Consider the following 14464-nt stretch of genomic DNA (forward strand, 5'->3'; position numbering starts at 1 on the left):
CTCAGTTGCAGCGCACGTCTTCGTTGAAGTACTTTTTGGAAAGCTGGGTGTAGCTACCGTCGGCCATGGTCTCGGCCAGGGCTTTGGACCAGCCCTGCGCCAGCGATTGGTTGCCCTTGGCCACGGCGGCGGCAATGCGCTCGATGAACAGCATGTCACCCAGCTTGAAGCCGGCATTCGGGTTCTTTTCCACGACGGCCTTGGCCACGAAACGGTCGGTGACCCAGGCATCCACGCGCTTGGAGTTGAGTGCGCTGCGCGCATCCACGTCGGTCGGGAAGTTCTTCATCTCCTTGATGGCAGAAACCTTCTGCACATTTTCGAGATAGCTGGTGCCGGTCTGTACCGCCACCACCTTGCCTGCCAGGTCCTTGGCGGTGCGAATGGCCGGGTCCATGGCGATGATCATGCCGCCCGAGCAGTAGTGCGGCTCGGTGAACGTGACGGCCTTGGCGCGCTCATCGGTAATGCCGTGCGAGGCAATCACCAGATCCCAGCGGTCCTGCCGCAAGCCGGTGAGCAGGGCGTCAAAGCCCAGGGTCTTCCATTGGATGGTGACGCCCATTTTCTTGGCGACGAGCTCGGCCAAATCGACCTCGAAACCGGTCAGCGTGGTGCCGTTGAAGAAGTTGAAGGGTGCGAATTGCCCTTCGGTGGCAATGAGGATCTTGCCGTCTTTTTTGATTTCGTCGAGGGTGCGCGCCTGGGCAGAGAAAACGGCGCACAGCGCCACAGCGGAGGCAACGAGCTTGAGCAACTTCATCTTGTGTCCTGTCGGGGGTGGTTCAGGTACAAAAAATCCGGCCTGCTGGTAGCAAGGCCGGAACCAGAAAAAATCACATGGCGTCACAAGGATTGTTGCGGCGCCATGTCTTTGAGCTGCCGCGATTATAGAGGGGGGCTTTGCAGGGATGCCTATTAAGGACAACCCTTATGGCGTCAACGCAGAAAGGCGTCGTAGCCGGTTTTGAGGATCAGAATGCTGACCACAAAAATGAAAATCCAACGCACGAAACCGGTGCCGTGTTTGAGTGCCATGTGTGTCCCGAGCACGCTGCCCACCACATTGGCCACCGCTAGCGGAAGTGCGAAATGCCACCAGACATGGCCTTTGTACGTGAAGAGGATCAGTGCCGCGATATTCGTGGACACATTGAGCAGCTTGGCCGATGCCGAGGCATTCAGAAAGTCGTAGCCCAGCCAGCGCACGAACAGGAATACGAAGAAGCTACCGGTGCCCGGGCCGAAGAAGCCGTCGTAAAAACCTACGCTCAGGCCAATCGCGCAGGCGGCTATCCATTCGGCGTTTTCTGCGAAACGCGGGACATGGTGGCGTCCCAGGTCTTTCTTGGCCAGCGTGTACGCCAGCACGGCCAGCAGCACCAGGGGCAGGAGCTTGCGCAGGAAATCGGGTGAGAGAACGGTGACGGCCCAGGCACCGGCGAAGGCACCGACGAAGCCGGCCAGCGCGGCGGGCAGCATGGCCTGCCAGCGGATTTGCACCCGGCGGCTGTATTGCCAGGTGGCCATCGCCGTGCCCCAGATCGAGGCGCTTTTGTTTGTTCCCAGCAACGTCGCAGGGGGCGCGCTCGGGAAGGTGGCGAACAATGCCGGCAGCAGAATCAGGCCGCCGCCGCCTACGATCGCATCCACAAAGCCGGCGAGCAACGAGGCCAGCGAAACCAATATCCATTCCATGCGGGGGATTGTCGCATCCGCCTTGCAAGGGCATGGGCGAGCGAAAAAAAACGCTGGACATGCCAGCGTTTATAAAAAACTGCGCCTCATCGGGCACTTTGAAGATGGTTGTGGTTGTGGTTGTGGCTGTAGGTTGTCTCCCCGGCCCCCCGCTTGGCACACCGGGGTGCGCTGTCGAGTGCATGCACTGTAACGGTGCATGCCCCTGAGGGGCATTGGGGATTTCCCGCCCTCGTTTCACGAATCGTCGCCCCGTCTTTAGCCAGGATGGTCGGCTTCAATCCAGGTGGCGGCCTTCTCGGCCATCATCAGCGTGGGGGAGTTGGTGTTGCCACTGGTGATGGTGGGCATGGCGCCCGCATCCACCACGCGCAGTCCCTGGATGCCGCGCACGCGCATGCGTGCATCGAGCACGGCCATCGGGTCACTGTCCTGCCCCATCTTCGTGGTGCCCACGGGGTGGAAGATGGTGGTGGCAATGTCGCCCGCCAGGCGTGTGAGGTCTTCATCGGTCTGGAATTGCACGCCCGGCTTGAATTCTTCGGGTTGGTAGCGGGCCAGGGCCGGCTGCGCAACGATACGGCGCGTCACGCGCAGGCTGTCAGCGGCCACCTGGCGGTCTTCGGGGGTGCTCAGATAGTTGGGCGCGATTGCCGGGGCGTCCTCGAAACGGCCGCTTTTGATCTGCACCGTGCCCCGGCTGGTCGGGTTCAGGTTGCACACGCTGGCGGTGAAAGCAGGGAAGTTGTGCAGCGGTTCGCCAAACGCATCCAGCGAGAGGGGCTGGACGTGGTATTCGATGTTTGCGTGGGCTTGGCCGGTGCTGCTGCGCGTGAAGGCGCCGAGTTGCGAGGGCGCCATGCTCATGGGACCACTGCGCTTGAGGGCGTATTCCAGGCCGATCAGGGCCTTGCCGGTCAGCGTGCTTGCCAGGGTGTTCAGGGTCTTGACGCTTTGCACTTTGTAGACCGAGCGGATCTGCAGGTGGTCTTGCAGATTCGCCCCCACGCCGGGCAGGTCGTGCACCACGTCCATACCGTGCTCGCGCAGCAGCGCTGCCGGGCCGATGCCCGAGAGCTGCAGCAACTGTGGCGAGTTGATGGCGCCCGCGCTCAGCACCACTTCGCAGCGGGCATGTGCGGTCACCATCTCTTTGCCGGTCCAGACTTGCACGCCCGTGCAGCGGCGGCTGCCATCGCTTTGGGGTGCCACGATGAGGCGCGCGGCCTGCGCGCTGGTCCACATTTCGAAGTTGGCACGACCGTAGCAGGTGGGGCGCAGGAAAGCCTTGGCGGTGTTCCAGCGCCAGCCCTTTTTCTGGTTGACCTCGAAATAGCCCACGCCTTCGTTGGTGCCGCCGTTGAAGTCGTCGGTGGCGGGTATGCCGGCCTGCTGCGCGGCATGGGCAAAGGCGTCCAGCACGTCCCAGCGCAGGCGCTGGCGCTCCACGCGCCATTCGCCTGTGCTGCCGTGGGATTTGTTGCCATGCAGGCGTGCAAACGCAGGAGAGGCATCGCCGGCCTTGTCCAGGCGCCAATGGTCTTCGTGGCGACGGAAGTCCGGCAGTACCTGGTCCCAGCACCAGCTGTCATCGCCCGTGAGGCGGGCCCACTGGTCGTAATCGCGCGCCTGGCCCCGCATGTAGATCATGCCGTTGATGCTGCTGCAGCCGCCCAGCGTCTTGCCGCGCGGGTAGCGCAGGCTGCGGCCATTGAGTCCGGCATCGGGCTCGGTCTGGTACATCCAGTCGGTGCGCGGGTTGCCGATGCAATACAGGTAGCCCACGGGGATGTGGATCCAGTGGTAGTCGTCTTTGCGGCCCGCTTCGACGAGCAATACGCGCCGGTTGCCGCGGGCGCTCAGGCGGTTGCACAGCAAGGCGCCCGCCGTGCCGCCGCCGATGATGATGTAGTCGAAGGTCGTGTCGCTCATGGTGTCTTTGGTGTGGGGCGTTCCTGCGGCTATCGTGCCATGGGAGTGCGGCGTAGGCGCAACACAGAGCAATCAAGCTATTAAAATAGTAGCAATTAACGCAAACCAGTATTGCGCTAGAAGCTGTTTTTAATGATACTCCAGCGCGGTGGTTTCACGTCGCCGCCCACCGCGGGGTGGCCGTGACCTGCCTGCATACCGTAACCTCCTGCTCCATGTCCGACAGCGCTCCGCACATCGTTCGCACCGACACGCCCGAAGGGCCGTGCGCTTTGCTGCGTGGGCGCTGGGGGGCTGCGGAGCTGGGCGCACGCACGCAATGGCGGGTATTGCAAGCCCAGTTGAAGGACCTGCCCGCACAGGCGCCACTGGGATGGGACCTGCGTGGTTTGCAGTGGCTGGACCACGTGGGCGCGCAATTGCTTTGGAACCACTGGGGCCGGGCCTGGCCCCAGCGGCTGGCGCTGGACGAGGGCCAGCGCACCATGCTGGAGCGGGTCGCGCGCTACAGCACGGAGGCCCCCGAGCCTGAACCCTGGCGGTTGCTCGACCAGGTGGATCGCCTGGGTCTGCAGGTACTGCACGGCGTGGACCATGCCCGCCACTTGCTGCTGCTGGTGGGGCAGATGCTGCTCGACAGCCTGCGCCTGTTGCGTGCACCGCGCCGCGCGCCCTGGCGTGATGTGTCCGGGCACCTGTTCCGCATGGGGGCCACGGCACTGCCCATTACGGCGCTGGTAGGTTTTTTGATTGGTGTGGTGCTGGCCTATCTCATGTCCCTGCAGTTGCGCCAGTACGGTGCCGAGGCGTTCATCGTCAATATTCTGGGCATCTCGCTGATCCGCGAGCTGGGGCCCATGCTGGCCGCCATTTTGGTGGCGGGCCGTTCAGGTTCGGCCATTACGGCGCAGATCGGGGTGATGCGCGTGACCGAGGAGCTCGACGCCATGCGCGTTATGGGCATTCCCCAGGGTTTCCGGCTGGTGCTGCCGCGTGCGCTGGCGCTGGCGCTGGCCATGCCGCTGATCAGTGTGTGGACCACCTTGTCGGCGCTGGCGGGCGGCATGCTGGCCGCCGATGTGGCCATGGGGATCTCGCCCGCTTATTTCATTCATGCGCTACCGCTGGCCGTCGGGTTCGGCAACCTCACGCTGGCGTTGTCCAAATCGGTCGTGTTTGGCACGCTGATTGCCCTCATCGGCTGCCACTGGGGGCTGCGCGTCAAGCCCGATACGCAGAGCCTGGGCGAAGGCACGACGGCCTCGGTGGTTACCTCGATCACCATGGTCATCATCGTGGATGCGTTGTTTGCCGTGGCCTTCAAAAATGTGGGCTTTTGAGACATGAGCGACGTGCAGCCATCCACCCCCGCCGCCGAAGCCGTGGTCCGCATTGAGGGGCTGTGGTCCGTCTTTGGCAAGGGCAGCGAAGCCTTTGCCGTGCACCAGGATCTGAGCCTGACCGTGAACCGCGGCGAGATGCTTGCGCTGGTGGGCGGCTCGGGCACCGGCAAGACGGTGTTGCTGCGCCAGATGCTGGGCCTGCTGCACCCGGCGCGCGGTAGCGTCACGGTGCTGGGCCGCCCGGCCGATGAAATGGGCGGCGAAGGCGCGGCCAGCCGTGTGGGTATGCTGTTCCAGCATGGCGCGCTGTATTCGGCCTTCAACGTGCTGGACAACATTGCTTTTGCCCTCAAGGAGCTGGGCACGCTGCCCGCCGATCTGGTGCGCGATGCCGCCATGGTCAAGCTGCAGATGGTCGGCCTCAAGCCCGAGCATGCCACGCGCATGCCGGCCGATCTTTCGGGGGGCATGATCAAGCGCGTGGCCCTGGCGCGCGCGCTCATCATGGACCCGCCGCTGCTGCTGCTCGATGAGCCCACCGCCGGTCTCGACCCCAATGGCGCTGACGAATTCTGTGCGCTGGTGCGTGAACTGCACGCCGCGCTGGGCGTGACCATGGTGATGGTCACGCACGATCTGGACACCCTGTTTGCCCTGGCCTCGCGCGTGGCCGTACTGGCCGACAAGAAGGTCATTGTTTCTGCATCCCCGCAAGAGGTGGTGAACTTCGATCACCCCTTTGTGCAGCAATTCTTCCAGGGCGAGCGCGGACGCCGCGCCATGGCCCCTCCCAACGCCGTCAAGGAGCGCTGATGGAAAACAAGTCACATGCATTCGCCGCAGGCATTTTTGTGTTGGTTGTCACAGCCATGGTCATTGGCCTGGCCGTCTGGCTGACCCGGGACAGTGGCCGCTACCAGACCTATGAGCTCTCCAGCAGTGATGGTGTCAGCGGTCTTCAGCCGCAGGCTGCGGTGCGCTACAAGGGCGTTTCCGTGGGCAAGGTCACGCACATTGGCTTTGACGACCAGACCAGCGGCAACGTGCTGATCCGCATCGCGGTGAGCGTCGATGCACCCATTGCCCCAACCACCTTTGCCGTGTTGGGCTACCAAGGCGTCACCGGTCTGGCGTATGTGCTGCTGGACGACGCTGGCGAAAACTACCCGCCCCTGCCCCCGGGCCCCAGCGGCCTGCCCCGCCTGCCCCTGCGCAACTCGCCCTTCAGCCAGTTGTCCGAACAAGGTCCCGCCATTTTGAGCCAGGTGCAGGAGGCCACCAAGCGCATCAACCTGCTGCTGGCCGAAGACAACCAGCGCCTGCTGCGTGAGGCCCTGGCCAACATCGGCCAGGTCGCAGGCAGTGTCAACACCCTGAGCCAGCGGCTCGACCGCACCGTGGTGCAGCGCCTTGATCCGGCCCTGGCTGCGCTGCCCCCGCTGGCGCACGACGCCAGTCTGGCGCTGCACTCGCTGCAGAAGGCCGGTAACCAGGTGGCTGCCATGGCGACCGAAATCGACCGGACCGCGCAACGGCTGAATGCCCCCGAAGGGGCCATCGACCAGGCCAGCCGCAGCGCCCAATCGTTGGCACAGGCCGTGGATCGCTTTGGCGCCACCACCCTGCCCCGTATGGAGCGTGCTGCCGACGAGACGTCGCGCGCTGCCCGCATGGTCGGGCGGGCCGCTGCGGGCGTGAGCGACAACCCGCAGGGCTTTTTGTACGGTCCGGGCCGGGGACAGCCTGGGCCGGGCGAGACCGGCTTTACCCCACCCCTGGCCCAGCCCGCAGGACAATAAGCATGAATACTCCTAAATTAATAGCTAACAGCGCTTTGTGGACGGGCGCTACAGCCGTTTTTTCTTTGATTGTTTTGGCGGGATGCTCGGCCCTGCCTGCGGCGCCTGAACGCCCGGTGCTGTACGACTTTGGCCCGGGCTTGCAAGAACCTGCCCCCGCGCAGCCACAGGCCGCACTGCCGCCCCTGGCGCTGGCCACGGTGGACAGTGCCGGGCTGCCCGAGGGCAGCACCGCCGTGCACTATCGCCTGGCCTACGCGGATGCCCAGCAATTGCGCCCCTACCAGGCCGCCCGTTGGAGTCAGCCGCCCATCCAGCTGGTGCGCCAGAGCCTGCAGGCTCGGCTGGGCCAGCGCCGCACCGTCATCGGCATGGCCGGGGCGCTGGCCGGCGCACGGGCCAACGGCCAGCCCCCGGCCGTGCTACGGGTGGAGCTCGAAGAGTTCAGCCAGGTGTTTGCCAGCGCACAGCACAGTGATGGCCTGGTGCGCCTGCGCGCCACGCTGACCCAGCCCTCGGCCCTGGGGGAGAACCTGCTGGCGCAGCGCCTGTTCATCGTGCGCCAGCCTGCCACCCGTCCGGATGCCCAGGGCGGCACGCAGGCGCTGGCGCAGGCCACCGAACAAGTGGCGCGCGAAGTGGCCGAGTGGCTGGAGCAAGCTGGGCGCTGAGCACCGCGCCGACGCTGTGTTTCCCCTTTGCGAGTCGCCAGTGTGTTCCTACCGGCGTAGTCCCGCACCGACGCGCAGTGCGTGGCCTGGCCTACGCCTGGCGCGCGCTCCGTGGCCTACAGTTTCCCCATCGCTTCTTGCAATAGTCCCCAGCACGGTGCAGGGACGGCACAAGTGAATCGACAGAGGAAACACACCATGAATGAAGACCGTATCAAAGGCAACTGGAAGCAATTTACCGGCAAGGTGCAGGAGCAATGGGGCAAGCTGACCAACGACGATCTGGACGTGATTGCAGGCCGTCGTGAGCAGTTCATCGGCAAGCTCCAGGAGCGCCATGGACTGGTGCGCGACGCCGCCGAGAAGCAGCTCAAGGAGTGGCAAGCACGCCACCCTGAATTCCGTTTCAACGACTGATTCCATTTCTAAACCATCCGTGTCGTTGTTGCTTCGCCTTGCCGCGCACAGCACTGTCTGCGGCTTCGCGCCTAGACACGAATGATTTGGAAACAGAATGACGATACAAGGCCTGCGGGCCTTACGGCATGGCACGGTGTGTCGTGCCGTTTTTTGACCTTCTGGAGAGTTGCACCATGAGCTTCGCACGCACCTGGCTGGTTCTGGCCGCCGCCGGCTTCGCAGCCAACACCGGGATGGCCATGGACAGGGCCGGGTTCAACGCGGCCAAGGTGCAGGCCAGCGCCGACTACAAAGCCCAATACAAACACTGCAAGACCTTGGACGCAAATGCCCGGAACGTGTGCATGAAGGAGGCCCAGGGGCGCAAGAAGATCGCGCTGGCCGACCTGCAGGCGCGTTTGGCGCCCAGCAACAACGCCGATTACCAGGCCACCGTGGTGCGCGCTGACGTGGCCTACGCGGTGAACCAGGAAAAATGCAACGAACGCCCAGGCCAGGCCCGCAAGGTGTGCAAGAAGGACGCCAAGGCTTTGCATGTGCGCGCTCTCGAAGACGCCAACATTGCGCGCCTCGAAACGCAGATGGCCAACACGCCTGCCGCTCGAGACGCCGCCGTGGCGGCAGCCCGCAAAAAGGCGGCCGTTGAACGCCGAGCATTGGACTACGAGGTTGCCCGTGAGCGCTGTAAAGCAGTGGCCGACGATGCCCGGCCCCAGTGCCTGGAGGATGCGCGGCGCGTCTACGGCCCCGCGAGCGGTTAAGCCAGAAATCAGTCGCGCATCAGCGCTTCGATCGCGTCGGGCTGCACCGGCACGCCGCGCGTGATCAGCTCACAGCCCTCCTGCTGTACGACGGCATCGTCTTCGATGCGGATGCCCAGGTGGTGGAAGGCCTCGGGCACGCCGGGCGCCGGGCGTACATACAAGCCGGGTTCGATGGTCAGCACCATGCCTGTGCGCAGGATGCGGCTGGGGCGGTCCACGATGATTTCACCCGACAGCGGGTCGCGGCGCTCGCTGGTCTGACCCACCTCTGACGGCTCCACGTAGCTGCCGCAGTCGTGCACGTCCATGCCCAGCCAGTGGCTGGTGCGGTGCATATAGAACTGGAAGTAGGCACGGCGCTCGATCACATCCTGCGCCGTGCCATGTTGGCGCTTGTCCAGCAGGCCCAGGTCCAGCAGGCCTTGCGCCAGCACCGCCACCGTGGCCTCGTGCGGCGCGTTGAAGCGCGCGCCTGCGCGTGTTGCAGCCACGGCGGCTTCCTGGCTGGCCAGCACCAGCTCGTAGAGCGCGCGCTGCGGCCCGGTGAAACGCCCGTTGGCCGGAAAGGTGCGTGTGATGTCGCTGGCGTAGCCATCGAACTCACAGCCTGCGTCGATCAGCACCAGCTCGCCATCACGCACGGGCGCCTTGTCGGCGCGGTAGTGCAGCACGCAGGCATTGGCCCCGGCGGCCACGATGGAGCCATAGGCCGGTGCCTGAGAACCCTGGTCACGAAATGCGTGCAGCAGTTCGGCATCGAGGTGGTACTCGCGCACGTCCTCGCCTGCCCGCAGCATGCGGGCGCAGCGCCGCATGGCGCGAATGTGGGCGGCGGCGCTGATGTCGCTGGCGTGGCGCATCAGGGCCAGCTCGTGCGCATCTTTCACCAGGCGCATCTCGTCCAGCAGCAGGCACAAATCGGCCTGCCGCGCCGGGCAGAGCGCGCCGTAGCGCACACGGGCACGCACCGGCGTCAACCAGCTGTCCACACGTGCCGCCAGGCCCGAGTGCGTGGCAAACGGGTACCAGACGCAGGCGCGGTTCTCCAGCATGCGCGGCAGGCGCTGGTCCAGCTCGGCTGCCGAATGCGCTGCGTCCACGCCCAGCGCGCCTAGGGCGGCCTCGGGCCCGAGGCGGTAGCCGTCCCAGATCTCGCGCTCAGGGTCCTTGGGATTGCAGAACAGCGTGCTCTTGCCGTCCTGCGCCAGTACCAGGCAGGCGCCGGGCTCTGTAAAGCCCGTGAGGTAGTAGAAGTAGCTGTCGTGGCGGTACAGAAAATCGCTGTCGCGGTTGCGCATGCGCTCGGGTGCGGTGGGGACGATGGCGATGCCATCGGTGCCCAGTTGGGCGGCCAGGCGCGCGCGGCGTTCGGCGTAGACGGAATGGGGCACGGTCAGGGTCATGGCGCAGGGGCGATTGTGTTGAGTTCAGCCAGCCGCTCGGGGGTGCCTACATCCGTCCATCGACCGGTGTAAAGCTGCGCGCTGACGCGGCCATTGTCCATGGCACTACGCAGCAGCGGGGCCAGAGGGGCTTTGACACCCTGGGGGTTGCCAGGGGGAATATCACACCAGGGCGGCGCGAACAGTTCAGCGCGCAGCAGTGCGATGGTGCTGTAGGTGTAGCGGTGCGCAGGGTCACCGGGCGCCAGGTTCAAGGCCAGGCCCTCGGGCGAGAGGCCGAAGTCGCCGCGCGCGTTGTGTGCCGGGTTGGGCACCAGCCACAGGTGGGCCAGCATGCTGCTGGCGGCAAACGTGTTGGCGGCTGCAGCGTCGAAGCGGAAGTCGGGCGCATAGACGTCGCCTGCGGCCAGCCAGAACATGTTGCTCAGCAGCGGCAATGCACGCGCAATGCCGCCCGCCGTCTCCAGCGCACCGCCAAAATCGCGTCCTTCGTGCGAGTATGAAATCGATAGCGCGTTGCGCTTTTTGGGTGTGCCCTGTAGATCAAAATGATCTTGAAAATAGTCGCTGATCTGCTCGCCCAGCCAGGCCGTATTGATGACCACACGCGGCACGCCGGCCTGGGCCAGGGCCTGCAAGTGCCACTCCAGCAAAGGCCTGCCTTGCACGGCCAGAAGGGGCTTTGGCGTGGTATCGGTCAGGGGCCGCATGCGCTCTCCACGACCGGCGGCCAGTAGCAAAGCCGCAGGCTGTGGGGTCGCGGACAAGGGAGGTGTGGCGCCGTTCATCGCAGCACTGTAGTGCATCGATGCAGGCGCATCGGACGCGGCCTTTTGGGCACACCGCTAAAATCTCGGGTTTTCCCTCCTCTCCCTGACCGGAACCGCCCCACATGGCCAATTCTCAACAGATGGCGAATGCAATCCGCGCACTCGCAATGGACGCCGTTCAACAAGCCAATTCCGGCCATCCCGGTGCCCCCATGGGCATGGCGGACATGGCCGTGGCGCTGTGGGGCCAGCACCTGCAGCACAACCCGGCCAACCCGCACTGGGCCAACCGCGACCGTTTCGTGCTCTCCAATGGTCACGCCTCCATGCTGCTGTACGCGCTCCTGCACCTCACGGGCTACGACCTGCCCATGAAGGAGTTGAAGAACTTCCGCCAACTGCACAGCAAGACCGCTGGTCACCCCGAAGTGGGCGTCACCCCCGGTGTGGAAACCACGACGGGCCCGCTGGGCCAGGGCCTGACCAATGCCGTGGGCATGGCGCTGGCCGAGAAGCTGCTGGCGGCCGAGTTCAACCGCGAAGGCCATGCCGTGGTGGACCACCACACCTACACCTTCATGGGTGACGGTTGCCTGATGGAAGGCATCAGCCACGAGGCCGTGGCCCTGGCCGGTGCCTGGAAGCTGAACAAGCTGATCGCGCTGTACGACGACAACGGTATCAGCATCGATGGCCAGGTACAGCCCTGGTTCATCGACAACACCGCGCTGCGCTTCGTGGCCTGCGGCTGGAATGTGATCGGTCCGGTCGACGGGCACGATGCCGAAAAAGTGTCCGCCGCCATTGCCGAAGCGCACCAGCAAACCGAGCGCCCCTCGCTCATCATCTGCAAGACACACATCGGCCAGGGTTCGCCCAACCGTGTGAACACCGCCAAGGCCCACGGCGAGCCGCTGGGCGCCGAGGAAATCGCCCTGACGCGCGAAGCGCTGGGCTGGAATTCTGCGCCCTTTACCGTGCCCGACGAGGTGTACGCCGACTGGAACGCGCGCGCCACGGGCCTGGCTGCCGAACAGGCCTGGAACGAGCGTTTCGCCGCCTACCAGGCCGCCTTTCCTGAACTGGCAGCCGAGTTCACGCGCCGCATGAACGGCGATCTGCCCAAGCAGTTCGCCCAGGTGGCAGTGGATACCGTGGTGCAGGCCCACACCAAGGGCGAAACCGTGGCCAGCCGCAAGGCCAGCCAGCTGGCCCTCGAAGCCTTCACCGCCGCGCTGCCCGAGCTGCTGGGCGGCAGTGCCGACCTGACCGGCTCCAACCTCACCAACACCAAGAGCACGCCCAATCTGCGCTTCGACATGCAGGGCCAGGTGGTGAAGAACGAAAACGGCGTTGGCGGCCGCCACATCAACTACGGCGTGCGCGAATTCGGCATGGCCGCCATCATGAATGGCATCGCGCTGCACGGCGGCTTCATCCCTTACGGCGGCACCTTCCTGACCTTTAGCGACTACAGCCGCAACGCCATCCGCATGGCCGCGCTGATGAAGCAGCGTGTGGTGCATGTGTTCACGCACGACTCCATCGGCTTGGGTGAAGACGGCCCCACGCACCAGTCGGTCGAGCATGCCGCCAGCCTGCGCCTGATCCCCAACCTGGATGTCTGGCGCCCCGGCGACACGGCCGAAACCGCCGTGGCCTGGAGCGTGGCCCTGTCCAACCGCGACAAGCCCACGGCACTCTTGCTTTCCCGTCAGAACCTGCCCTACCTGCCCAAACGAGAACTGGGCGACATCTCGCGCGGCGCCTATGTGCTGTCCGAGCCGCAAGACGTCGGCCTGAAGAAAAAACCCCAGGCCATCCTCATCGCGACAGGCTCCGAGGTGCAGCTGGCCCTCAAGGCGCAGCGCCTGCTGGCGGCCAAAAAGATCGCCGTGCGTGTGGTCTCCATGCCCAGTACCACCACGTTCGACCGCGAAGAGGTCAAATACAAGAAAGCCGTGCTGCCCACAGGCATTCCGCGCATCGCCGTGGAAATGGGTGTGACGGACGGCTGGTGGAAGTACGGCTGCGCCGCCGTGGTGGGTATCGACACCTACGGCGAGTCGGCCCCGGCGCCGGTGTTGTTCCAGCATTTCGGCTTCACCGAAGAGAACGTGGCAGCCACCGTGCAAGCGGTGCTCAAGCGCAAGTAATTTTGGCAATCAACCTTGGAGAGATAGAGCTATGACGATCAAGATTGGCATCAACGGCTTCGGCCGCATCGGCCGCATGGTGTTCCGCGCAGCAGTGCAGAACTTCTCTGACATTGAAGTCGTGGGTATCAACGACCTGCTCGAGCCCGACTACCTGGCCTATATGCTCAAGTACGACAGCGTGCATGGCCGCTTCAAGGGCGAAGTCTCGGTCGAGGGCAACACCCTGATCGTCAACGGCAAGAAAATTCGCCTGACGCAGGAGCGCGACCCCGCCAACCTGAAGTGGAACGAAGTGGGTGCCGACATCGTGGTCGAAGCCACCGGTCTGTTCCTGGACAAGGCCAGCGCCGAGAAGCATCTGGCCGCCGGCGCCAAGAAGGTGCTGATGTCCGCGCCCTCCAAGGACGACACGCCGATGTTCGTGTTCGGCGTGAACCACGAAAAGTACGCTGGCCAGGCCATCGTCTCCAACGCCTCGTGCACCACCAACTGCCTGGCCCCCGTGGCCAAGGTGCTTCATGATAAATGGGGTATCAAGCGCGGCCTGATGACCACCGTGCACGCCGCCACCGCCACGCAGAAGACCGTGGACGGCCCATCCAACAAAGACTGGCGCGGTGGCCGCGGCATTCTGGAAAACATCATCCCCAGCTCCACCGGCGCCGCCAAGGCCGTGGGTGTGGTGATTCCTGAGCTCAACAAGAAGCTGACCGGCATGTCCTTCCGCGTGCCCACCTCCGACGTGTCGGTGGTGGATCTGACCGTGGAGCTGGACAAGCCCGCGACCTACGCCGAGATCTGCGCTGAAATGAAGGCACAGTCCGAAGGCGCGCTCAAAGGCGTGCTGGGCTACACCGCCGACAAGGTGGTCGCCACCGACTTCCGTGGGGAGAGCTGCACCAGCGTGTTCGACTCCGAAGCCGGTATCGCCCTGGACACCACTTTCCTCAAGGTGGTGGCCTGGTACGACAACGAGTGGGGTTATTCGAACAAGTGCCTGGAAATGGTGCGCGTGATTTCCAAGTAATCTGCTGCTGCGCTCTGGCGCACAAAAAGGCCGACCAACCCGCAAGGGTTGGCCGGCCTTTTTATTCCATTTCTAGATCAAGCGTGAACGCGAAGGCGAAGCGCAGACAGTACAGGCGTACGGCAAGCGAAGCCGACAAAGTGCACGTTTGATATGGAAATGGAATTACTGGGGGCGTACGCAGGTGTGCCGTTCGGGTTCAGTAGTGCGGGGGCAACTCGTCGCGCAGGTTGCGCGGCGCGCCATCGCTCGACTCGGGCATTTGCTGGCGCAGGTAGGCGAGCTCTTGCAACAAGCGGTCTATCTGCTGTTGCTGTCGGTAGATGGTCAGGTTCAACTGGTCGAGCAGGTCTTCGCTGTAGCTGGCCTTGATTTCCAACGCGGTCAGGCGCTGGTCGATGTCGTGGGGGGATGTCATCCGGTGAAGACGGGATTTATAAGAAAAATAGGCTGAAACGCTTGCTGGTTAAGCGCTATA

Annotated in this window: 14 protein-coding genes; 8 read left to right on the top strand and 6 right to left on the bottom strand. The window is 64.4% G+C overall.

Annotated features, from left to right (window positions below; translation table 11 throughout):
• Nucleotide 1: 1 nt before the first annotated feature.
• From ACYVOC_RS00650 to ACYVOC_RS00660, 3 genes are all read right to left on the bottom strand, one after another.
• Nucleotides 2-763 carry an ABC transporter substrate-binding protein gene (locus tag ACYVOC_RS00650; protein WP_116005390.1) on the bottom strand — a complete coding sequence of 254 codons (762 nt, stop codon included), beginning with the start codon at nt 761-763 and terminating at the stop codon, nt 2-4.
• Nucleotides 764-939: 176 nt separating this feature from the next.
• Nucleotides 940-1698 (bottom strand): sulfite exporter TauE/SafE family protein, encoded by a 759-nt coding sequence (locus ACYVOC_RS00655; protein ID WP_461160536.1) that lies wholly within the window; start codon nt 1696-1698, stop codon nt 940-942.
• A 258-nt stretch (nt 1699-1956) separates the two neighbouring features.
• The gene (locus ACYVOC_RS00660; protein WP_461160537.1) at nt 1957-3630 is read right to left on the bottom strand and encodes a GMC family oxidoreductase; all 1674 of its coding nucleotides are present in this window, start codon (nt 3628-3630) and stop codon (nt 1957-1959) included.
• 215 nt (nt 3631-3845) lie between these two features.
• Here ACYVOC_RS00660 and ACYVOC_RS00665 point away from each other — a divergent pair, with 215 nt between their 5' ends.
• The 6 genes from ACYVOC_RS00665 to ACYVOC_RS00690 all read left to right on the top strand — a co-directional run bounded on the left by ACYVOC_RS00665 (nt 3846) and on the right by ACYVOC_RS00690 (nt 8624).
• Complete coding sequence (locus ACYVOC_RS00665) at nt 3846-4970, top strand: MlaE family ABC transporter permease (protein ID WP_116005387.1); 1125 nt, start codon at nt 3846-3848, stop codon at nt 4968-4970.
• 3 nt (nt 4971-4973) lie between these two features.
• On the top strand, nt 4974-5786 hold the full coding sequence (locus ACYVOC_RS00670) for an ABC transporter ATP-binding protein (protein ID WP_461160538.1): 813 nt from the start codon (nt 4974-4976) through the stop codon (nt 5784-5786).
• Nucleotides 5786-6772 (top strand): MlaD family protein, encoded by a 987-nt coding sequence (locus ACYVOC_RS00675; RefSeq protein ID WP_461160539.1) that lies wholly within the window; start codon nt 5786-5788, stop codon nt 6770-6772. The genes ACYVOC_RS00670 and ACYVOC_RS00675 overlap by 1 nt, the downstream gene beginning before the upstream one ends.
• Nucleotides 6773-6774: 2 nt before the next feature.
• Nucleotides 6775-7443, top strand: coding sequence for an ABC-type transport auxiliary lipoprotein family protein (locus tag ACYVOC_RS00680; protein ID WP_461160540.1), 669 nt, complete (start codon nt 6775-6777; stop codon nt 7441-7443).
• Nucleotides 7444-7641: 198 nt separating this feature from the next.
• Nucleotides 7642-7860 (top strand): CsbD family protein, encoded by a 219-nt coding sequence (locus ACYVOC_RS00685; protein WP_116005383.1) that lies wholly within the window; start codon nt 7642-7644, stop codon nt 7858-7860.
• A gap of 176 nt (nt 7861-8036) precedes the next feature.
• On the top strand, nt 8037-8624 hold the full coding sequence (locus ACYVOC_RS00690) for a hypothetical protein (protein ID WP_116005382.1): 588 nt from the start codon (nt 8037-8039) through the stop codon (nt 8622-8624).
• A gap of 8 nt (nt 8625-8632) precedes the next feature.
• On the opposite strand, the gene ACYVOC_RS00695 is transcribed toward ACYVOC_RS00690, so the two are convergent.
• Both ACYVOC_RS00695 and ACYVOC_RS00700 read right to left on the bottom strand, forming a co-directional pair.
• Nucleotides 8633-10030 carry an aminopeptidase P N-terminal domain-containing protein gene (locus ACYVOC_RS00695; RefSeq protein WP_461160541.1) on the bottom strand — a complete coding sequence of 466 codons (1398 nt, stop codon included), beginning with the start codon at nt 10028-10030 and terminating at the stop codon, nt 8633-8635.
• Entirely contained in the window at nt 10027-10818 is a 792-nt protein-coding gene (locus ACYVOC_RS00700; protein WP_233521181.1) for a nucleotidyltransferase family protein, read from the bottom strand. Before ACYVOC_RS00700 ends, ACYVOC_RS00695 begins: the two co-directional genes overlap by 4 nt.
• Nucleotides 10819-10922: 104 nt before the next feature.
• Here ACYVOC_RS00700 and tkt point away from each other — a divergent pair, with 104 nt between their 5' ends.
• Together tkt and gap are read left to right on the top strand one after the other, a co-directional pair.
• Entirely contained in the window at nt 10923-12956 is a 2034-nt protein-coding gene (gene tkt / locus ACYVOC_RS00705; protein WP_116005379.1) for a transketolase, read from the top strand.
• A 31-nt stretch (nt 12957-12987) separates the two neighbouring features.
• Entirely contained in the window at nt 12988-13986 is a 999-nt protein-coding gene (gene gap / locus ACYVOC_RS00710) for a type I glyceraldehyde-3-phosphate dehydrogenase (protein WP_461160542.1), read from the top strand.
• 199 nt (nt 13987-14185) lie between these two features.
• Here gap and ACYVOC_RS00715 read toward each other — a convergent pair whose 3' ends face one another.
• Entirely contained in the window at nt 14186-14404 is a 219-nt protein-coding gene (locus ACYVOC_RS00715) for a SlyX family protein (RefSeq protein ID WP_116005376.1), read from the bottom strand.
• Nucleotides 14405-14464 lie beyond the last annotated feature (60 nt).

The sequence above is a fragment of the Simplicispira piscis genome, assembly GCF_054783455.1.